23 protein-coding genes are annotated in these 20,507 nt (G+C 42.6%); 3 read left to right on the top strand and 20 right to left on the bottom strand.

The window, feature by feature from the left end; all coding sequences use genetic code 11:
* Positions 1 to 18 precede the first annotated feature (18 nt).
* The 20 genes from ACSFC1_RS06135 to ACSFC1_RS06040 all read right to left on the bottom strand — a co-directional run bounded on the left by ACSFC1_RS06135 (position 19) and on the right by ACSFC1_RS06040 (position 17,115).
* Entirely contained in the window at positions 19 to 456 is a 438-nt protein-coding gene (locus ACSFC1_RS06135) for an OsmC family protein (protein ID WP_435565232.1), read from the bottom strand.
* A gap of 33 nt (positions 457 to 489) precedes the next feature.
* Positions 490 to 1,548 (bottom strand): flavodoxin-dependent (E)-4-hydroxy-3-methylbut-2-enyl-diphosphate synthase, encoded by a 1,059-nt coding sequence (gene ispG, locus ACSFC1_RS06130; RefSeq protein ID WP_435565231.1) that lies wholly within the window; start codon positions 1,546 to 1,548, stop codon positions 490 to 492.
* Positions 1,545 to 3,032: a M50 family metallopeptidase gene (locus ACSFC1_RS06125; protein ID WP_435565230.1), complete on the bottom strand. Its 1,488-nt coding sequence runs from the start codon at positions 3,030 to 3,032 to the stop codon at positions 1,545 to 1,547. The genes ispG and ACSFC1_RS06125 overlap by 4 nt, the downstream gene beginning before the upstream one ends.
* The gene (locus ACSFC1_RS06120) at positions 3,023 to 4,102 is read right to left on the bottom strand and encodes a 1-deoxy-D-xylulose-5-phosphate reductoisomerase (RefSeq protein ID WP_435565229.1); all 1,080 of its coding nucleotides are present in this window, start codon (positions 4,100 to 4,102) and stop codon (positions 3,023 to 3,025) included. Before ACSFC1_RS06120 ends, ACSFC1_RS06125 begins: the two co-directional genes overlap by 10 nt.
* Positions 4,081 to 4,722: a thiamine diphosphokinase gene (locus tag ACSFC1_RS06115; RefSeq protein WP_435565228.1), complete on the bottom strand. Its 642-nt coding sequence runs from the start codon at positions 4,720 to 4,722 to the stop codon at positions 4,081 to 4,083. The genes ACSFC1_RS06120 and ACSFC1_RS06115 overlap by 22 nt, the downstream gene beginning before the upstream one ends.
* Positions 4,715 to 5,662 (bottom strand): hypothetical protein, encoded by a 948-nt coding sequence (locus ACSFC1_RS06110; protein WP_435565227.1) that lies wholly within the window; start codon positions 5,660 to 5,662, stop codon positions 4,715 to 4,717. The genes ACSFC1_RS06115 and ACSFC1_RS06110 overlap by 8 nt, the downstream gene beginning before the upstream one ends.
* Before the next feature lie 12 nt (positions 5,663 to 5,674).
* Positions 5,675 to 6,664 (bottom strand): tRNA preQ1(34) S-adenosylmethionine ribosyltransferase-isomerase QueA, encoded by a 990-nt coding sequence (gene queA, locus ACSFC1_RS06105; RefSeq protein ID WP_435565226.1) that lies wholly within the window; start codon positions 6,662 to 6,664, stop codon positions 5,675 to 5,677.
* Complete coding sequence (locus tag ACSFC1_RS06100; RefSeq protein WP_435565225.1) at positions 6,661 to 7,617, bottom strand: hypothetical protein; 957 nt, start codon at positions 7,615 to 7,617, stop codon at positions 6,661 to 6,663. The genes queA and ACSFC1_RS06100 overlap by 4 nt, the downstream gene beginning before the upstream one ends.
* Complete coding sequence (locus tag ACSFC1_RS06095) at positions 7,608 to 8,882, bottom strand: DUF5693 family protein (protein WP_435565224.1); 1,275 nt, start codon at positions 8,880 to 8,882, stop codon at positions 7,608 to 7,610. The genes ACSFC1_RS06100 and ACSFC1_RS06095 overlap by 10 nt, the downstream gene beginning before the upstream one ends.
* Positions 8,866 to 10,125: a hypothetical protein gene (locus ACSFC1_RS06090; protein WP_435565223.1), complete on the bottom strand. Its 1,260-nt coding sequence runs from the start codon at positions 10,123 to 10,125 to the stop codon at positions 8,866 to 8,868. The genes ACSFC1_RS06095 and ACSFC1_RS06090 overlap by 17 nt, the downstream gene beginning before the upstream one ends.
* Positions 10,122 to 10,994 (bottom strand): RluA family pseudouridine synthase, encoded by an 873-nt coding sequence (locus tag ACSFC1_RS06085; protein WP_435565222.1) that lies wholly within the window; start codon positions 10,992 to 10,994, stop codon positions 10,122 to 10,124. The genes ACSFC1_RS06090 and ACSFC1_RS06085 overlap by 4 nt, the downstream gene beginning before the upstream one ends.
* A gap of 4 nt (positions 10,995 to 10,998) precedes the next feature.
* Positions 10,999 to 11,448, bottom strand: coding sequence for an SsrA-binding protein SmpB (smpB, locus tag ACSFC1_RS06080; RefSeq protein WP_435565221.1), 450 nt, complete (start codon positions 11,446 to 11,448; stop codon positions 10,999 to 11,001).
* Between the two features lie 12 nt (positions 11,449 to 11,460).
* The gene (locus ACSFC1_RS06075) at positions 11,461 to 11,784 is read right to left on the bottom strand and encodes a YraN family protein (RefSeq protein WP_435565220.1); all 324 of its coding nucleotides are present in this window, start codon (positions 11,782 to 11,784) and stop codon (positions 11,461 to 11,463) included.
* Positions 11,781 to 12,071, bottom strand: coding sequence for an Asp-tRNA(Asn)/Glu-tRNA(Gln) amidotransferase subunit GatC (gatC, locus tag ACSFC1_RS06070; RefSeq protein ID WP_435565219.1), 291 nt, complete (start codon positions 12,069 to 12,071; stop codon positions 11,781 to 11,783). The genes ACSFC1_RS06075 and gatC overlap by 4 nt, the downstream gene beginning before the upstream one ends.
* On the bottom strand, positions 12,064 to 12,285 hold the full coding sequence (csrA, locus tag ACSFC1_RS06065; RefSeq protein WP_435566000.1) for a carbon storage regulator CsrA: 222 nt from the start codon (positions 12,283 to 12,285) through the stop codon (positions 12,064 to 12,066). The genes gatC and csrA overlap by 8 nt, the downstream gene beginning before the upstream one ends.
* 2 nt (positions 12,286 to 12,287) lie before the next feature.
* Positions 12,288 to 12,761: a flagellar assembly protein FliW gene (fliW, locus tag ACSFC1_RS06060; RefSeq protein WP_435565218.1), complete on the bottom strand. Its 474-nt coding sequence runs from the start codon at positions 12,759 to 12,761 to the stop codon at positions 12,288 to 12,290.
* Positions 12,762 to 12,781: 20 nt separating this feature from the next.
* Positions 12,782 to 13,672: a flagellar hook-associated protein FlgL gene (gene flgL / locus ACSFC1_RS06055; RefSeq protein WP_435565217.1), complete on the bottom strand. Its 891-nt coding sequence runs from the start codon at positions 13,670 to 13,672 to the stop codon at positions 12,782 to 12,784.
* A gap of 5 nt (positions 13,673 to 13,677) precedes the next feature.
* On the bottom strand, positions 13,678 to 16,299 hold the full coding sequence (gene flgK, locus ACSFC1_RS06050; protein WP_435565216.1) for a flagellar hook-associated protein FlgK: 2,622 nt from the start codon (positions 16,297 to 16,299) through the stop codon (positions 13,678 to 13,680).
* An 81-nt stretch (positions 16,300 to 16,380) separates the two neighbouring features.
* Positions 16,381 to 16,842, bottom strand: a complete 462-nt coding sequence (flgN, locus tag ACSFC1_RS06045) for a flagellar export chaperone FlgN (protein WP_435565215.1) — start codon at positions 16,840 to 16,842, stop codon at positions 16,381 to 16,383.
* 3 nt (positions 16,843 to 16,845) lie between these two features.
* The gene (locus ACSFC1_RS06040) at positions 16,846 to 17,115 is read right to left on the bottom strand and encodes a flagellar biosynthesis anti-sigma factor FlgM (RefSeq protein ID WP_435565214.1); all 270 of its coding nucleotides are present in this window, start codon (positions 17,113 to 17,115) and stop codon (positions 16,846 to 16,848) included.
* A 60-nt stretch (positions 17,116 to 17,175) separates the two neighbouring features.
* On the opposite strand from ACSFC1_RS06040, the gene ACSFC1_RS06035 reads away from it, so the two are divergent.
* Genes ACSFC1_RS06035 through ACSFC1_RS06025 form a run of 3 tightly spaced genes read left to right on the top strand, consistent with a single transcriptional unit; the run spans position 17,176 to position 20,489 of the window.
* Positions 17,176 to 17,928: an energy-coupling factor transporter transmembrane component T family protein gene (locus ACSFC1_RS06035; RefSeq protein ID WP_435565213.1), complete on the top strand. Its 753-nt coding sequence runs from the start codon at positions 17,176 to 17,178 to the stop codon at positions 17,926 to 17,928.
* Between the two features lie 43 nt (positions 17,929 to 17,971).
* Positions 17,972 to 18,961 carry a BMP family lipoprotein gene (locus ACSFC1_RS06030; protein WP_435565212.1) on the top strand — a complete coding sequence of 330 codons (990 nt, stop codon included), beginning with the start codon at positions 17,972 to 17,974 and terminating at the stop codon, positions 18,959 to 18,961.
* A gap of 16 nt (positions 18,962 to 18,977) precedes the next feature.
* Positions 18,978 to 20,489 (top strand): ABC transporter ATP-binding protein, encoded by a 1,512-nt coding sequence (locus tag ACSFC1_RS06025; protein ID WP_435565211.1) that lies wholly within the window; start codon positions 18,978 to 18,980, stop codon positions 20,487 to 20,489.
* Positions 20,490 to 20,507: the final 18 nt, after the last annotated feature.

The raw sequence follows: 20,507 nt of genomic DNA, 5'->3' as shown, positions 1-20,507 counted from the left end.
CCCCTGAAGGGGCATCTCTTAGATCTTTTCAAAAGCCAATTTCACCGGCGTTGGATTAGCAATGTTGTCTGAAACAGGACATCTTTGCTCTACAGCTTTCAGCCATCTTTCGAGTGTCTGCTGGTCAGCATCGCTCTTGACTTTCATGGAAACGTGTATCTCTTTGTAACCGGCTCTTTCAGTGGTTTGTTTGCCCTGGAACTTCGCAGGATTCAATGTTCCCTCTATCTCTATTTTGAGTTCATCAAGCTTTATACCCATCTCCTGTGCCACAAGGTTTCCAACCACGTTCAAACAACCTGCCAAAGCAGCCAAAAGGTACTCAACTGGATTTGCTCCCTTGTCTTCGCCACCGAGCTGAGGTGGTTCATCAATGTACATTGTGAAATTCCTTGCTTTTACTAAAACCCTTGTTGGGCTTTCAGATTTTGCATTCACTGAAAACTTTATATCCATAATTGTCACCTCCAAGACAATGATAATCTGTGTTTATTCCGACAGCATTACTCTACATTTACGTTTTTCTGCTTCTTCTTTTATCACACAGAGGAGTTCTGTGAAGATGTTTTCTGCTGATAAAGTTTTGACTATCTGCCCATTCTTGAACAGGACAGCTCCATTTTTCGTCCCTGCAATTCCGATATCTGCGTGTTTTCCTTCACCAATCCCGTTGACAACGCACCCCATCACCGCTACTACAAGATCTGTTTTCTCAACGAAAGGTTCGATCTGCGTTGCCACCTTTTCCACATCGAGTTCGCTTCTAGCACAAGTAGGACACGCGATGACTTGACCTCCTTTTCTCAAGTGAAGTGAGATCAAAATCTTACGTGCTATGGAAACTTCCTTCACCGGATCTCCTGCCGTTGAGACTCTGATGGTATCACCAATGCCACGTAACAAGAGATAACCAATACCAATAGAAGACTTGACAATCGAGGTTTCGTAGGTTCCAGCTTCAGTTATACCGAGATGAATTGGATAACTCACTTTTTGGGCAATGTATTCATTTGCCTTGATCGTCTCGAGCACATCGCTGCTTTTAACAGAAACTACGATCTCAGAAAAGCCACACTCTTCAAGTATACGAACTTCATTTAGAGCTGATTCAGCCAATGCTGTTGCACGATCGTATTTGGACTCGAATTCCTTTTTGAGCGAGCCGGCATTTGATCCAACTCTTATCGGTATTCGGTGGTCTTTTGCCACCTTGGCGAGTTCTTCTACTTTCCAGCTCTCTCCTATGTTGCCGGGATTTATTCTGATCTTGTCTGCACCCATTTTGATCGACTCGATTGCCAATCGGTAATCGAAGTGTATGTCAGCGACCAAAGGTATGTTGATACCTTTCTTTATCTTTTTGATCGCCTTCGCACTCTCGAAATCTGGAACGGCAACTCTGACGATCTCACAGCCGGCTTCTTCAAGTCTCTTGATCTGATCAACAGTTGCGGCGATATCACTCGTCTTGGTATTTGTCATTGACTGAATGGTTATCGGATGACCGCCACCTATGAAAAGATTGCCAACCTTCACAACCCTACTCATCTTGCGATCAACCTTCCAATATCAGAAAAGGTCACAAAAACCATGAGCACAATGAGAATCACAAATCCAACCAGATGTATCAAACCTTCTATCTTGGGATCGATCTTTCTTCTGAACACTATTTCCAAGAAAGAAAACACGATCCTGCCACCATCGAGTGCAGGTAATGGTAGCAGATTGAACAGTCCTATGCTCATGGTGATAAAGGCGACCAACGTCAAAACTTGTTCAAGTCCAACCTTTGCCGCTTCACCGACAAGCCCCACCAAACCCAAAGGTCCCACGACTCCGCCTTGATCGGCTGCTCTGAAGATTCCAAAAAGTGATTTGTACATCATGAAAAGCAAATTGTTGCATCTGTCGACAGCCACGAGGATCATTTCACCGAGATTCTTGAATTTGAGGTTCTGTGATCTGGGCTCAAAAATACCTGCACTCTCCAAAATCTCTCTTAAAAGAACACTGCTCACAGCGAGGGAGAGCTTCTGGTTTTCTCTCTGAACTTCGACGACTATCTGTTCACCAAAACCAGCATGTGACCAGACAACTTTGTCACCAGAAGCCTCGAGATAGATACCGCCTTCGCCTGCCAGTATCAGTTGATACACTCTTGACAGGTCAACGTTGTTCTGAATCTGTAATCCATCAACTGAGATCAGACGATCACCTTTCAGGAATGGACCGATATCCTTTCTAAAAACCGTTGAAACAGTTGCAAAGTAAAACCCCAGCGCATACCTTGGAGGATCATACTGATATTGTTTTAGAAGGCCCTTCAATGAAACAGAACCAAAATCGATTGAAATGTATTGGTTGATCATCGAACTGAGATAACTTGGTTCAAAAGGTTTGCCAGAAACTTCCTTTACTGATTCGCCTACCTCACCAGAGACATCTCTGAGCATCAAAAAGTGGCTTTCTTTGAAGATTTGAGGCGTGGCGAGCAGATTCACCTTTTTACCATCTCGCAAGACCACCAATTTGACCGGTTTGCCCTCTCTTATGATCTGGCTCACCGTATAAGTATCATAGACACGCTTACCGTTGATCGAAAGTATAATGTCGTCGGCGGCCAAACCAGCTTCAAAGGCTGGTGAGTTTCTCTCGACTAATGCAATAGAGACTGAAGGGACACCCCAGGCAGAGACTATCACGGTAAAAAGTAGATATCCGGCGAGAATGGAGAAGAGAGGACCAGCGAAAAAGATCAACAGTCTCTGCCAAGCCGGTTTGCTGTAAAGGCCGATTAAGCCTTCTCTTTGCTCTTCGGTAGGATCCTCCCCTGCCAATTTGACATAACCACCAATGGGTATCAAATTCACACGGAAAGAAGTTTTCTTGCCCTTCTTTTCATACAACTTTGGTCCAAAACCAAGTGCGAATTCCAAGACATCTACACCAAAAAGTCTTGCAAAAACAAAATGACCAAGTTCATGCACGGAGATTATTCCAATGAGTATTACTAAAAAGTACACTACAGACATTCGATCACCTCTAATGTCGCTTTTCTGGCGGATTTGTCTATCTCTGCAAGATCTTTGAGATCTCTTGCTTGACCATTGATCTTACTTACAGTCTTTTCGATTACCTTGGGTATGTCTGTGAACTTTATCTTTTCTTTCAAGAACCATTCCACAGCGATTTCATCTGCAGCGTTGTATGCCGTTCTCTTTGCGTAATCTTCCCATATCTCGTAAGCGATATGAAATGCTGGGTATCTGTTTTGGTCAACTTCACAGAAAGATAGATCACTTTTTGACAGATCAGGCCACTCGAGTTTTGCATATTCTCTTTTCGGATAGGTCAGAGCATAGGCTATTGGTACCCTCATGTCAGCAAAGCCCATGTGCATCTTCACCGTTCCATCTTTCAAAAATACAGCAGCGTGTACAAGACCTTCTTTGTGTATCAGCACTTGGATCTTAGAGACCTCTAAACCAAACAACTCATAAGCCTCGAGCACCTCAAAACCTTTGTTGACCATTGTGGCAGAATCAACGGTAATCCGTTTTCCCATCTTCCAGACTGGATGCTTGAGAACATCCTCAGGCTTTGCATTTTGAAGTTGTTCGAGTTTCCAATCTCTTAAAGCCCCTCCAGAAGAAGTGAGAAGAACTTTCTGCACACTTTCTTCGTATAACTGCATTAGAGCGCTGTGCTCACTGTCGATGGGTAATAGCTGCTTTGATTTCTCTGCCAATGCCTTTCTCACAAGCCAGCCACCACAAACAAGTGCCTCTTTGCTGGCTAAGAGAACTCTGTTAGAAAGATCTATCGCTTTCAAAGTCACAGGTAGGCTAACGAAGCCTGGAATTGCAACGATCGTTATCTCTGGTTTGAGTCTTTCGAGTTCCTCAAAGATCTCTTCATAGTTCTCTTGCATTTTCAGAAGTTTTCTTATGTTGAAATTCCTGGACAAATGATCAGCCATCTCTTTGTTGGAGTGATACGTACCAGCGAGGATTTCATATCCACCTATTTTGTTGATCACTTCGACCGCTTGAATTCCAATAGAACCGGTTATTCCCAATATCACGACGGTTGTCTTATCCATCTGAAATAAACCACCGATCCTTTCTCGACTGTTATCCTCACCTTACTGGTTATGGCAACGTTACTTACGCCGAAAGGTTTATGACAAGGCATAGATCCTTTGTGCAGTGGATACTTGAAGCCTTCCAAAGTTACTCCAGCTGCATCTCCACAAATCGGCAAGATCGACCATTTTTCACCTTCAACTGAATCGAGTTCAACGTGACCTGTGATCACACCCATCTCAAGATTGTCATCCTTAGCGATCATCTTCACATCATGGTATTTGTGCATCAGATAGATGAGGGCAAGTATCATGTCCAGACGTTCGCCTTGCCAACCACGTATTATTATCTCATCTACACCGAGCTGTAGAACTCTTTCGATGGCAAGCTGCGCATCAATTTCATCTTTGTCCTCTGGGTACAGATATACCTCACACCCCAGTTTCAACAGCTCTTCCAGAACACTTTTTTCAACGGAATCGGCGTCTCCAACAAAGATTCTGGGTGTGATCCTTCTTTTGAGCAAGTACTTTGCTCCGCCATCAACGGCAACGACGATATCATTTTCCATCAAACTGCCAACTTGTTGTTCTGTGTAATCACCGTTCAAAAAGACAATTGCCCTCAGTTCAATCATTCCCTTTTGAAAGTTTGTAGAATATCTGTCTGTACTTGTTCACCGTTCTCCTGCTAATGTATATACCCTTTGGTCTCAATCGTTCAGCGATCTCTTTGTCTGTTAATTTGCAATCTTCGGCAACGATCTTAGAAAGTTCCTTCAGTAGGTAATCTTTTTCCACATTTCGTCCGAAAAAAGACCTCATCTGAAAGATGCCTATCGGTGTTTTTACGTACTTCCCACTGATCGCTCTGGACACAGTTGAAACACTCACATTCGAAGATTTGGCAGCCTGACTCATTGTGATCTTCTGAGGATATTCGATCTTCTTCGACAAAAAGAGTGTGTTTTCTCTTACGAGCATTTGACCAAGAGTCAAAAGCAGCTGTCTTCTGTAGTTGATTGCTTCGTTTAGAAAAATGAAGATCTTCAATTCCAGTTTCGTGAAATGGCGAGGCTGCCTCACGCCTATCTCTTTAACCGAGATACTCAAATCTTCGTTCACAATTACATCCGGTTCAATGTAATGTGATTTCACTCCAAAGCCAACAACCTTACCTTCGAGTATTCCGTCCGGGCCAACTTCTTTTATGGCATTGATAGCCCTGTTGACAACTGAGGCATCGGTCTTCAGTTTTTCACAAACTTCCTCAATGGAAACCATCATATTACCATGATCGTCTATGTTGTAAGCGATGTATTCGGCAATCCTTTCAGTTTCTTCATCTAGTCTGGCGAAGACGAGGTTTTCAACGATTTCTTCTGACAAACTTTTCTCATCACTTGAGATTCGTTCCAATCTTGTTTCATTCTCGTTCAGCAACTCAGCATCGAGACTCAAGCCAATGGGTACTTCTTTCAAATACTCAACCAATGCCGAAAAAGGCAGTTCGAGTATTCTGAAAAAGGTCTTTCGATTGTTTGAAAAAATTGGTTCTAATGTCAGACCTTGTTTCACAGAATCACCTTTCTACAGTATCAACATCGCATCACCAAAGGAGTAAAAACGGTATCTCTCTTTGATGGCCTCTTGATAGGCTCTCACAATAAGATCATAACCTGCAAAAGCACTGACCAACATTAACAAAGTCGATTTGGGTAAATGGAAATTCGTCACCAGAGCATCCACTATCCTGAACTCAAAGGGTGGGTATATGAACAGTGATGTGTGTCCTTTAACCTTACCACTCCTTGCATATTCTTCTAATGCACGTACTACAGTAGTTCCTACCGCTATCACTCTCCCACCAATTGCTTTTGACTGGCTTATGAGACTGAGAGTTTCGGAAGATATCTCGTAGCTCTCCGAATGGATTTTGTGCTCAGCAATATTCTCCGTTTTGACAGGTCTAAAGGTTCCAATCCCAACGTGAAGTGTTATCTCGGTGATTTGAACTCCACGCTCCTTTATTCTCTGAATGAGTTGTTCGGTGAAATGTAAGCCAGCTGTCGGTGCAGCAACAGCACCATCCACTTTCGCATAGACTGTCTGGTATCTTTCCAGAGAGACCTTGTTGTGAACATAAGGTGGCAACGGGGCTTCACCATAGGTGAGAAGTTTATCGTCTGGTATGTCGAACCTTAAGATCCTCGTGCCGTCATCGGTTCTGTCCAAACACCTTGCCGTGAATCCTTCGAAAGTGAGAAGATCTCCAGGTTTGACCTTTTTCCCAGGTTTTACCATACATTCCCACACATCATTTTCTGCCTTTTTGAGCAAGAAAACTTCAATCGTTGAAGTGCCTTTCTTGGCGAAGAATCTGGCTGGAATAACGCGCGTGTTGTTCAGCACTAAGAGATCTTTCGGCTGAAGGTATTCGATAATCTGTCTAAAGATCCTGTGCTCGATTGAACCCTTATCTCGGTGTAAAACCATCAGTCTTGAGCTATCGCGCGGTTCGGCTGGTATCTGAGCTATCAGCTCTTCAGGCAATTGGTAATCGAAATCTGACAACTTCATGCAAAGAACCTCCTTGGGTCAATTCTTGGTAGGTCTGTACCCCACTGTCTGAATCTATCACTGCTCAAAATGACTGCGTTTTCCTCTTTTGCGATCTTCAAAATCAGCTCATCTGCAGGTGAATGCAAATAGACGAGAGGACTTTTAAACCATGGAGAAGTGATTTCATCTTTGACAAGATGAATGATATTTCTGTCGAAGACCACCCAGAATGGATAGAAAAAATGATCGCCTCGTGCGATCTCTTCGAGAACGAATTCGAGGTCTGAAAGTCTTCTTCTGAGCATGAAGATATTGCTGCCGTCCAAGACCATGGGTTGCTTTGCCTTACGCTTCAACGCTCCTTTGACATACGGATGACATCTCAGTTTTGAGTCAACCTCGGTTTGGATGACCTGATCGAGTTCTTTATAGAGTTGTCTATAAGGTTCGATCTTCACACAGTCATAGACTGTTATGTGGTTGATCTCATCGATGAACCAAGCAACTTCACTTGTTTCACTCTTAGTCAATGCGGCTTGGAATTCTATGAAATCCTTCAGCATCGATTCTCTGAGTAATTTTCGTGATATCGAAACAAAGGAAAACAGCTCCTCGGTATCAACCAAAGCAAGCATTTCTTCACTTGGCGGTGGATACAATGATGGTTTCAACCAAAAGAGTGGCTCAAGACAAGCCACTGTTGATATCGAAAGCTTCTTGGACAAAATCTTCAATCTTTCAGCTAAAGGGCGACCTTTCACAAACAATTCGGTGAGGCAAGACTGAAAGAACTCAGCTGTTTCATCTTTCACTATCTTTCTCATTGGACCGAGTAAGTTGTTGGAAAGAATCTGAAGATCCTCTTGTGACCAAGGCTCAACTCTCTTCAAGACCTGAACAACTCTCTCTCTTTTGATCTGTAGCTTTCTCATTCTGATCAAGTAGTCAAAATCATAGATGTTTAGAACCATTTTGAACGCCTCATGAAGAAATAGGTGAGATAGCCGAAAAAGATTGTGAAAAGAGATCTATAGAGCGAAACGATCATGGGAGTTTTTATGTGGCAAAAGGTGTTGAAGGTTGAGATAAGTGCTATCGAGCCGATTATTTCAAATGCAAAGGACCACTTGAACTTCTTCAAACAAATTGAAAGGAAATAGACCGGGTAGAAAACCAATTCCTTGAACCTGGGTCTGATCCAAAGGATGCCCTCGATGAAATCTCTCAGTTTCCTCTCAGCATCTACGACAAACGCTATGTTTCCAGATCTTGAGATGTAGTAGAAACCAAAGATTACGCCAGCGACAACTACAAGAGGGAGGTACTTCTTGAGCCACTTCCATTCTCTGAGAAGAGAGATCGTTGCCAGAGTCATCGGCAATGCCACAAGCGAGATTTTAACACCTCTGAACTGGCTTAGGTCATTCATGTGACTGAAATCTGAGAGTGCGGCATAGGTCAACATCCCGAGTAGAAGATAGACCAAGGGTAGAAACTGTTTTTTGCGAATGGAAAAGTATAATACCACAGTTGCAGTTATCGAAGCAACTGAGACAGCGATCGAGAAATCAAAAGGCAAGATCAGCAAAGCCGGAAAGATCGTGATCAATTTGAAGGATGCCAAACCAAAGAGAATAGCCAAGAAAGGTATCAAACCAGTCTTTGGGAAACTTTGCTGGGGAATGGGTAAGGATGTAGGTTTTCCAAACTCCTTTTCAATTTTCTTCAAAATCTCCTGTGTGTCGATGTTCTCAAGAGGTTGTATCCACAAAAGATCGATACTTCTTTCGAGAATCGCCCTGCGGAGTCGATAGTATATCATTTTCTCGTCCAATTTAAGTTTTTCAACTTCCTCTTGTCTCACCGTGTGCACGCGGAAAACGAGGTCTTTCAATGCCCTCTCTGAAGCTATTTTCTTGGCAAAAGGGAGGCTTTCGTTGAATTCGAGTACACCGGTGTGGATTCTGTATTTGTCTAGAACCTCTATATATCCTTTTGCGTCTAAGCCAGTGAAATCACCCTTGAAGATCACATACCTCATATATGGCTGAATCGCGTCACCTGGTTCTACTACCCAAAGGATTTCACCGTTTTCAAGACTGATTCTCTTGTCATCGATGGTAAAGCCAACGGAATAAGCCAGTGCTCTTTTGTCGCTCACAATTCTCATTGGTGTAAAAAAGGAAAGATAGATGAGAGTTGTCAGAAAGAATAACCAGCTACTGAGTCGCTTCAATGAGATACCTTTTGTCACTCGTCATCACCTTTGCATTCACATCTTTATCCAACCACCATTTGACATACGGAGAGTAGAAGCTGAAACCAAAGATGTCAAAAACCACTTCTCGATCTCTACTGATCATCCCATCTCTCTCAAGCTGTGTATTCTGAATGATCTGCCGAATCGCATATGATCTGTTTTCAAAAGCATCCCGGGCGGTTACAACTATCACAGTGTTTGGCTTTTCGAGATTTATTACACCTCTGGTTAACTGAATCCTTTCTCCATTCACAAAGACCTCTATTGTACACGCTGTCATGTCTTCAACATCTGTCGACAACTCGAAGATCCCTGGGGATAATTCCGTAAGATTCAGTTCGAGAACAGGTGATGTTGAATCAACTGAGTTCACTTTTTGCACTTCCATTCCACCATCAAGCTGTTTCAAGAAGACGAAGGTTCCGGGAATTGTCAACTTTCCGATGTCCAACCCGCTTATTGAAAGAATCCTTTCCTCCAAATTGCTACCCATTTCGACTGCTCTTTCTTCGAAGGAATATCTCCATTCATCAACAGAAAGACTGAAATGCCAAAGGTTGGCATTCACTTTAGCTTCAACCGAGTGTTGCCCTGTTGGAAAAACCACGCAGGGACCTTTCAGATCAGTGCCATCTACACTCCAAAGAACAGTGTAGATCTGATCTTTGAAAATCGGTATGATCGCTCCACCAAAACCCTCGTACTGAACTACAGCCCATTCGATCTGCACGCTGGTTGGTTCTAAGGGATACTTCCCAGCCTTTGTAATCTTCGACAGATCATAAGCGATAAAATGCGGTAAGAATTCTTCGATCTTTTGCCTGTCGTATTCAACTACCGTTATGTGATCTCGATAGATCTCTATTGGGTATCTATCTACGGTCACATAAACCATCGTACCAGTCTGAAAGAGCTCTACTACCTTTTTGTACACCGATTCGGGCAGAATGATATCTGTCATCGCTGTACCTATTGTTTTGCCGGCTGCCGTTATGAAGAACTCTTGCTTTGGTAGAGGTATATAGTCGACGAGAGTCTTTGGTGGGGAATACCAATCGATGATGTAGCTTCTGAAAGAGCTTTCTTGGCTGTACTGAAAGTGGAAATTCATCACCACTTGATCGTTTAGCAGTAAGTAGCCACTGTTGTCATAGGTGTTCAGAAGTAGCTGTTGTGAAAAACACATGGATGTGACTAACAAAATCATCAGCGTTTTCATCTTCGTAGCCCCCTGAGAACATCCTCAAGATCTTCACTGAGAGGGGCTTTGATCTGTAACCTTCGAGGCTGAGAAGGATCTGCAAAGCTGATACGAATGCAGTGCAAGAACTGTCTTCTCAGACCATACCGTTCTCTGTAAAACTTGTTTATCATTTTGTCTCCGTAAAGTATGTCGCCGATCACTGGCTTTCCAATGGAGGCGAAATGCCTTCTTATCTGGTGAGTACGACCGGTATGCAAAAGAACACTCACAAGTGTTGAGTTTTGAAAGTTTTCGATTACGGTGTATTCAGTGAGCGATTCAAGACCATCGAGTGGTGTATCTATTACTCCATGTCCTTGCAAACTTCCAGATATGAGCGCTATATATTCTTTCTCAACAAATCTTTCTTTAAACATTCTACTCAATACTCTGCAGACGCGCAGGTTTTTCGCCACCACTAAAACCCCTGAGGTATCTCTATCAAGCCTGTGAACAAGATAGGGTTGGAAACCATGTCTGTCACCATAAAACAGTAAACCTTGAATCAGAGTTGTGCCCTTGGTTCGTTCTGAAGGGTGTAGCGATATACCAGGTTTCTTGTTCAGGACCAAAAGATTGTCATCCTCGTAGAGAATGTCGAGTTTTAGCGGAACAGCAGACAGTTCTTTTCTCTTCTTCTTGTAAAGCGAAAGATCAACTAAGAGATCGATCTTGTCACCGGGATCGATTTCATAACTCGCTTTCTTGACTGGTCTGTCATTCACAAGAACTTTACCTGTGCGTATGAACTTGTAGATCTCAGACAATGGAACAGTGGTCAACTGATTTCTGAGAAATTTGTCAAGTCTTCTGTACTGATTTTCTCGATCAACGATCAATTGCAAGCTTCTATCTTCCTCCATGTTTAAGGTACATCTTAATTTTTTTGTCCATCTCTTGCTTCTTTATTTCCTCTCGCTTGTCGTATTGTTTTCTTCCTTTTGCTAAAGCTATTTCAACCTTTGCAATGCCGTTCTGATTGAAATAGATCTTGGTCGGTATAATCGTCAAACCGGTTGATGTCAACTTACCTATCAGCCTCTTGATCTCTCTTTTGTGCAAGAGCAACTTTCTTGGTCTTTCAGGATCGTGGTTAAACCGATTTGCAAATTTGTATGGACTTATGTGCAGATTTAGTAGATAAATTTCACCATCCTTCGCACGGCAAAAAGAGTCCTTGAAAGAAACATTTTTCTCCCTTAAAGATTTAACCTCTGTGCCCTTCAACTCGATTCCAGCCTCGTATGTTTCTATTATCTCATAGTCACGTGCCTTCTTGTTGATGGCAACAATCTGCAAAGTGATTCCTCCTTACAACGATATGCCTTCAAAATGCTCTATACCCTTCTCTGTCACTTCAACTACATCTATTCTATACCCAAGGCAACTACACGGATTCTTCATGAGGTAGTCGTTCGCGGCAAGCTGAATGTGTTCTATCTTCTTGTGATCTACCCTTGTTCTGGGGAAAAACTCCTGAAGACCGCTCTTGACCTCAACAAAAACGAGGTATTTTCTATACCTCGCTATGATATCTATCTCACCGTATTTCGTTCGGTAGTTTCTTTCGAGTATCTTAAAACCTTTCTTACGCAGGAACTTAGCTGCCCTTTCTTCTGCTTCTTTCCAATTCAAGCGTGGATCCCTGGCACGACGATTTGCCCCGAACGTTCTTTTGGAAAATTGGCTTTGATGAGCTCAACACACCCTGATTCTTTAACGACATCATCACGAAGCTCAACAAAGTCTTCGATAGGTGTGTACATTGGTTCCACTCGACCCACATCGACTTCGTTCAACAATTCCATATAACCAAGTATCTCGTGCATATCTTTTTGTATCGATTTTCTCTGGTCACTGGTCAATTCAAGTGCTGCCAATGTCTCAAGATGCCTAATGAGAGATTCGTTTATCTCAATCACTCGGTATCACTCCTTTAAGGCTTCCAACATCCACTTGCGCTGCTGTTTTGTTCTCTTCGACGATTCTTTGGTAGATCTCTGACCGATATATTTTAACATACAAGGGGGCTGTGATACCAATCTTGACCTCGTTGCCCTCGATTTTCAAGATTTTGACTTCTATCTCATTGCCTATCAGAAAACTCTCCCCAGCCTTTCTCGATATGACTAACAGACTCATTCACTCCCTGTCTTACTGCTTTTCATGATCTGTTTGCTTCTCTCTATCTCGTCTCTCACGAGGTGTTTAACCGAGTACGGACTCTCTTCCTGAATCACTTGTTTTGCTTTGTTGTTCTTTAAGTTTATCACAATTGGTGCCAAAAGATTAACTGTTGTCTCGCTAGGCTTCTCCCGCGGAATAGTCAAGATCGCCACGATCTTCAGATCTGCTTGATTCTCTATACTCAGTTCTTGTAAATCATTCTGTGAAAGATTCAGCGAATAATCTATACACACAAACCATGGATTGATCACTGGCAGTGCCACCAGTTCATTCTCAAGTGACACAAGCCACTGAATTGGATCATCATTTTCACGTGAAATCAACGCGAATTTTCTCAGCTTATCAAAACCAGGTATGCCATTCTCAAAGTTCAAAATCTCGTTCTCTTGCACATCTATTTCGCCAACTCTCGTTTTGTAGACCATTGTCAAACTCACCTCTTGCATTATTCAACGAAATCGACCAAGGTCGCAGTCAGAATATTCGCGGCTGATTTCAACGCCGCAGTTAACGCGGCTTGATTGGTAGAAAGTTCCATCAAAGTTTTTGGTAAATCGGTATCTACTTCTTTGGAGATATATTCGTTCATGAAGTTGTTCAAATCTTCTATTCTCAAACTGACCATCTCAACCATTCGCTGTGTTCCTCCCACTCGGGCTAAACTCTTTGCAACTGAATCTTCGAGTGAGTCCAAACTGAGTAAAGAGGCTTTGAGAAGCATAGCTTGGTCGTTACTTTCGAGTGCGCCTAAACTCATGTCTATCAGTTTGAAGACACTCACTCCTGTCTTTGTCATGAAGATGTCGTTGACGGTCAAGCCATACTCTATTTTGTAACCAAGGGCATTTATAAAACGTGGTTTTGATGCATTTGGATCCATCACGATATCTCCGTCATCGTCGACAGGTGCTTTGTCACTCTCGTAACCGGCGAAAACATAATCTGTTCCAACCTGAGTATTGGCGATCTGAATGAGGTGTGCTTTTATTTCTTTTATCTCGTCCTTTATTACCTGCCTTTGATCTGCTGTCAGAACACCATTTGCAGCCTGAACGAGTAACTCTCTGAGCCTTTGATAAACACTGCTCACTTCTTGAAGCGAAGTATCATAAGAGTTGAGTATGTTCTGCGCGTAGTCAACATTACCCTTGTATTGCTCTATCTCGCGCAGTCGACTTTGAATCTTAGCAGCCCTGGTTGCCACAACCGCATTGTCACTGGGGTATCTCACCATCACTCCTGATGAAATCTGATCGTGCAACTTTGCGATCTTTGCAATACTGCTTTGAATATTGCCCAATACCCTATCACGTATCATCTTGTCTGTGATTCTCATTCAAATCACCTTCCCACCACACCGAGTTTGTCTATAACCCTGCCTATCATTTCATCAACTGCAGTTATCACACGAGCCGCAGCGCTGAAAGCGTGTTGATATTTGATCATATTCGCCATTTCTTCGTCGAGTGAAACACCTTTAACGCTCTCTCTGGCTTGTTCTATCTCACTTCTAAGAAGCTCTGTGTTGTCCTTCATCTTTGAAGCTGTTTCGGACTCGACGCCAAGCTCAGCGATGATACCAGTCATGAATTCGTAGAAGTTCTCTTTTCCATCTGCTAACAAAGTATCATACCTCGATGAAGATATGAGGTTCATTATTTCAACGTTACTCGCACCGGTTGGTACGAAGTTTATAGCGTTCCAAGTCGTGTTCAAAAGGGTTTTACCTATGTCAATGGCAAGAGATTCAGCGTTGCTCAATAAGGCATTTGTCACAGCCCACTGATCGACAAAAAAGTATGGCTCATAACTCTCGCGTCTATCGACCGTCAACAGTTCGCTCAAAGAAAGCCTATCTCTCACCGTTTCAAAATCTTCGTTTCTCGAGATGAGTGTGTACAAAGTATTCCAGTCTGCATCGAAGTTTGTTGGATCATTGTTTGTATCAACAAAGCCGAGAGCTTCAAAAAGACCCTGAGGTCCGCTTATGTTGAAGGACCTGAGATCAAAATCATAACTCCTACTGGCTCTCAACACGAACCCTCCATGTGGAGTCAAATCTGCAACGACACCTGTGTTCGCTGAGTTTATTTTTTTCACAAAATCGGTAAGTGTATCAGTAGTGGGATCAACATGAATCGATGTGTTGTTTATCAGAAGGTCAAAACCGTTCTCTGGATCAAAATTTGTTGTAGATGCAAAGACATTCTCCAGCGTGTCAGCCAAAGCCAGCGCAGAGTAAGTCACCTTTGTAGTCTTTGCTTGTACTAAGAACCCTCCACTGTCTGTGATACTCACCCTATCATTGTTGAACTCGAGGTTGCTTTTTGGAATCAACACTAATGAATTGTTGACAACAGCTGCTCTGATGTTCGTCAACTGAGAGTTAATCTGATTCATCAGATCGGGCAATAGATCGGGCCATTCTAGACCTTCTGTGATAACCAGATTGAGAGTTTCTGAAAACTCAGTGCCATCGCTCAGCTTTTCTTGAAAGGTGAGTGTATAATCACCAGGTGTAACAATCGGAAGATCTGAATCTGAATCTGAAATCGTTCGAAAACCTGAAATCGTTAGAAGTTGTACTTCTTTCGTTGCAAAGCCCATTCTGGTCAGAATGTTCCCAGTGTCGATTATCAAAGCATCCCTGAGATTGATTGAACTGTCAAAGTACAGCCTGTAGGAAGTGCTTCCTGCGGTTGGGCTATGTTCACCTATCTGAAGAGAAAACCATGTGGTCGATAGCGAAGATATCAAGTCGTTCACCGTGCTTCCATTTGCAACGTCAACCGTTTGATAATCTGTTCCATCAAATAGTGTGAGCGAACCACCGCTGACAAAGGTGATGCTTTCGAGTTGGGATTGGTTTGAATACCCAGTTAAACCTGTTGTGTAATAGATCGGGCCGTTCATGATCTTTCGACTTGAGAGTATTCGATACAAAGCAGGATCTTCTGCAGAGCGAAGCGGTGTTATGGGATTGAAAAGATTCAGACCAGAGATCTTACCAGAAGCGTCGAAACCTTCTCTGTGTATCAGATTCAGCTTGTCGGTCAATGTCAAAGCAAACTCATCCAAATAACTCATATACTTGACCACTGTATTATCTCTTAGGTCGAGCAATGCTTTCAATTTGCCATCTGCGATGCTCACCCTGGAATCTCCAACGAAGAGTTCATAGAAACCCTTAGCATAAGGTCTTTCAAGTGCCCTAATCTGTGTCTGCACTGAACCGGATAGTACCACTTGATCCCCAAGCATCAAGATCGTTTGTCCATCCTTTGTCTCGTAGTGAGAGATGTTTGCATACTGTGAAAGCTCATCCAATATGCGATCACGTTCATCGAGTAAGTCGTTCGGAGTTGATTTCAGAGCCAAAGCTATTCGAATTTGTTCATTAAGCTTGGCAAGTCTTTCGACTAGTGAATTGATCTTATCGACTGTTTGATTGATTTCCTGGTTGATGTCCTCTCTGAGTTCTTGAAGCCTTTTATAGAGATCTTTCATATTCGTTACCATCTGTTGTGCTGAGGTGATGAACTCTCTTTTCGCGGCAACATTTGTTGGATCGGTTATGACCTCCTCAGCGGTTGAAAGAAAGTTGTCGTACAGACTTGTGATTCCCGAATCAGTTGTACCTGTCAGAAGCTGCTCAATGTAATGCAGGTTTGAAAAGGTTGTATCGAAATAGCTGTATCTGTTCGTAACTTGCCTGTACTGCAGATCGAGAAAGAGATCTCTCACTCTCTGAATATCCTTTACCATCGAGCCAGTACCGATTGTCAACACATTTCCCAACTGAATTGTTAAAGGATGAGTTGTCACGATCATCGGTCTTTGCCTTGAGTATCCTTCGGTGCTGGCATTTGCAATGTTGTGACCAACAACATTCATCGCCAATTTGTGAGTGTATACTCCCATAAGGGCGGTATTCAGAGAACCAAAAAGGCTCAGATTAGCCAATCATTTCCCTCCTCATCATATGATCTTTCTATCGAGATGAGTTCAAGTCCTAATTGATTATCGTCAGAGAAGAAAAATGAATTAGCTCTGGACTTCAAAGCGATGAGATGAATCACGCCTTATAGAGGCTTTTTCATCATAGGTAGGAGAATCCTGGGGGTTCAAGATCTTCATCATCACATCTATGTATCTAAGCTGAAATTGTGAAAGCTCCTTGAGTTTTTCAACCTCTAATGCCATCTGGTTTAACTGTTCTGTCACTTTGAAGAGTTTTTCGACTAAGTTACCTCCAGAACTTCTTGCGAATTCATAAAAAGACAGATCTTCTGATAGACCAAGTTCTGATTTCATCCTGAGAAAACAAAGTCTTCTGCGATCTTCTGTCTTTTCGAAAGAAGTCAACAATCTTTCAAGCTCATATACCGTTGTGGATATGCCGTCCAAATTCTTTGATAAAAGTGCTTCTTCGTGTTGTCTTAATATATCATTTATTTGCAACAACAAACTTTCCTCTTCTGAGAGGATATCAATCAATTCGTCCATATTTCAAAGTTCCCTGAGTATGTGTTTAGCGATTCTTTCTGGGTCGATATTATAGATATTTTGATCGAGCGCCTTTTTGATCTCCTCGACGAGTTTTTCCCTGACTTCTGGTGTTTCCCTTGCTTCTCTGATCAATTCGATCACATTTATCGGCGAACCCGATCTTTCTGCAGATGCAGATGCATCAGAAGATTTTGTCTTCTTTTCCGTTTTCTCTACATTCAACGGTTGTTGAGATGGTGGTAATCCACCAACCCTACCGATTTCCTGCACCGGTAACCCTCCTTGTGTATAATCGTCTAAGTATTGAAAAACTTTAATGGAGGTGTCTCATTGTCTGTCGGAACTACTGGTAGATATCTCTACAAAAACTCAATTCTGCACAACAGCAACTGTGCTTCTAAGATCTCCTTTGTAATCTGTGCATCGATCGGTGTTTTTCTCAGCAGTAGCCATCTCTATTATATCATAGCTACACTCTTAGTGTGTGTTCTATCAATTCTTTCGAAGGTTCCTCCAAGATATTTTCTCAAGGACATCAAAAGTGCTTGGCTTTTGATTTCACTTGCATTTCTGGTTCAACTTGTTAACGGCATCTCGATTGTTACATTCCAAAAAGGCATAATAGGAGCACTAAGGATTTTCATAATTGTTCTCAGCGTCTCTGTTTTCACGAGAACTACAAAAGTAATGGAAATCTCACATTTCATTGAGAAGTCTCTCAGACTGCTTGGAATATCAAAGCAAAAAACCAAGGATATTTCCTTGACATTTTCTCTATCAATGAGGTTCTTCCCCATATTGGTAGATGAGATAGATCGCATTAGAACTTCGCAGAAGTTGAGGGGTGTTGACCTATCAAGGGGTAAGATTTTGAGTCGATTATCAAGTTCTTTAAGGATCATCGTTCCTGTTATAATTGCTTCATTCAGACGCGCTGAACAACTGGCAACGGCAATCGAAGCCAGAAAGTATGGGTTGAGTGAATTTACAACTGAATATTACCAAAACAAGTTGAAAATGTCGGATATTTTCATACTCAGCTTTACAACGGTATTGATCTTATTTTTGATATCTCTGTCTTGATCTCAGAGATATCTTGTGGAAGAATTAAACAGGAGGTGATTTGATGAGGAAGTTCTTGGTTGTAAGTCTTATTATTATTGCAGTCTTGATAATTGGAGCGCCCAAGAGAGTGGCATACGTCATCAACGGTTCGCTTGGTGATCAATCTTTCTATGACTCTGGTTACAGTGGAATCAAACAGCTTGAGAAAGATTTTGGAGTGCAGACGAGAGTTATCGAGTGCAACTTCGACCCGTCGCTCTATTATCCAAGCCTGACCACAGCAGCTCAGTGGGCTGATGTGATCTTCGTAATTTCTTACGGCTTTGAGGAAGAACTCAAAGAGGTTGCGATGAGATTCCCAAACAAGATATGGGTGAACATCGACACCGTTGTGCAAGACGAGAAAAACATTATCTCCAGTGTCGATTACAGGGAGGAAGAAGGGGCCTTTCTTGCTGGTGTGGTTGCCGCGATGGTGACAACTATGACGCAGTTACCAGGTATTAACCCACAGAAGATCATAGGCGCTGTTGGCGGCGATGACGACATAGTGATAAGGTCCTTTGTATATGGGTATGAACAAGGTGCAAAGTACATAGATCCTGAGATCCAGGTCAAAGTCATATACGTCGGCACATGGGATGATCCTGCCAAAGGAAAACAAGCTGCTCTCCAGCTCTACGCACAAGGAGCCGATGTAGTCTTTCAGATAGCTGCGTTGACTGGCTATGGTGTTCTACAGGCTGCTCAAGAAGTTGGAAAATATGCAATAGGAGTTGATTCAAATCAGAATCCTTTGGTACCAGGTCATGTGGTAACAAGCGATCTAAAGGAAGTAGGCAAATCCATATACGACATTTACAAGATGATCGTAGATGGAACTTTCGAGAAAGGGAAGATCTACAGTCTTGGTGTGAGAGAAGGTGCTGTTGGCTTGGCAGTTGATGAATACACACGAAAGATTCTCCCATCGGAGGTAGTTGAGAAGATCATTCAGTTACAGCAGATGATCGCAGAAGGTAGAATAGAGGTTAAGCCATATAATCCATGAAAGGTGAGAATTGACCTTGGCATTTGTTGAAATGGTAAAGATCTTCAAAGTTTATCCACCAGACGTAGTTGCCCTCAGTGGAGTGGATCTTTCCCTTGAAAGGGGAGAGATCCACTCTGTCGTTGGTGAGAACGGTGCCGGAAAATCAACATTGATGAGAATACTTTACGGGATGGTGAAGCCCTCCGCAGGTTTCATATTCATAGACGGAAAAAGGGTTAGCATAAATAGTCCATCAAAGGCGATGGAGCTGGGCATAGGCATGGTCCACCAGGAGTTCATGTTGGTACCGTCTTTCACGGTCTATGAGAACGTTATCTTGGGACAGGAAAGGACTGTGGCTGGATTTATAAGCAAAGCAGAAGTCAAAGTTCAAGTTCAGAAGATAATCGATGCTTATGGATTTGACATAGACTCCAATGCGCAGGTCTCACAGCTCTCAGTAGCAGCTCAGCAAAAGGTGGAGATAATCAAACAACTTTATCGAAGGATCGAGCTTCTGATTTTGGATGAACCAACGGCTGTCTTAACTCCACAGGAAAGCGATGAGCTCTTTGAAAGAATCCTCGAACTCAAACGCAGAGGAAAGACGATCGTTTTCATAAGTCACAAACTCGATGAGGTCCTCAAAATCTCAGACAGGATAACCGTTCTGAGGAAAGGTGAAAAGATCGCGACCGTTGAGAACAAGAGCATCACAGCAAGTGAACTTGCCAAGATGATGGTGGGCAAGTCCGTGGCTTTTCAAATCGATAAGAAGCCATATAATCCCAAAGAAGAAGTACTGCTCATAAGAGATCTTCATCTCAGATCAGAAAAAACGGGTAAAGCACTTTTGGATGGTGTAGAAATATCAGCTCGCGCTGGTGAGATAGTTGGTATCGCCGGTGTGGAAGGCAATGGACAGTATGAATTGGTTCAGACAATCATTGGTACCATCAAGCCAGATAAGGGAAAGATTCTCGTAAACAACATCGATGTTACAGCAATGTCTATCAGAGATAGGCGAAAACTCATCTGCTATGTTCCACAGGACAGGAAATATGTGGCTCTTGCACTCAAGGCGAGTATATTGGAAAATCTGATCATGACACATCATTTGAAGAAAGATTTTCAAAAGGGTTTGTTCTCCATAAACTGGAAAAAAGCGAGACAAAGTGCATCAGAAATGACCAAGAGATTTGAGATCGTTCACAGAAACTTAGAAGAACAGCCACAGGTGCTGTCTGGTGGCAACCAACAGAAGGTAGTAGTAGCAAGAGAATTCTCGTTGGATCACAATTTGATATTGCTCGATCAACCAACTCGTGGCTTGGATATTGCTTCGACTGAGTACATTCACAAATTGATAATACAGATGAGAGATTCACTCAAAGCCGTCTTACTCATTTCAGCTGATCTCGATGAACTGATGCAACTTTCGGACCGACTTTATGTCATGAGAAACGGTAGAATCGTGGCTCATCTTGTACCTACTGAGGTAGATCTTCACACGGTGGGAAAATACATGTTGGGGGCGGTAGACTGAGAAAACTCAAAAGAATAG

This window comes from Pseudothermotoga sp. U03pept, from assembly GCF_051235805.1.
Taxonomy (GTDB): domain Bacteria; phylum Thermotogota; class Thermotogae; order Thermotogales; family DSM-5069; genus Pseudothermotoga_B.
The sequence above is the reverse complement of the archived record's forward strand: the minus strand, read 5'-3'. Positions and strand labels throughout refer to the sequence as shown.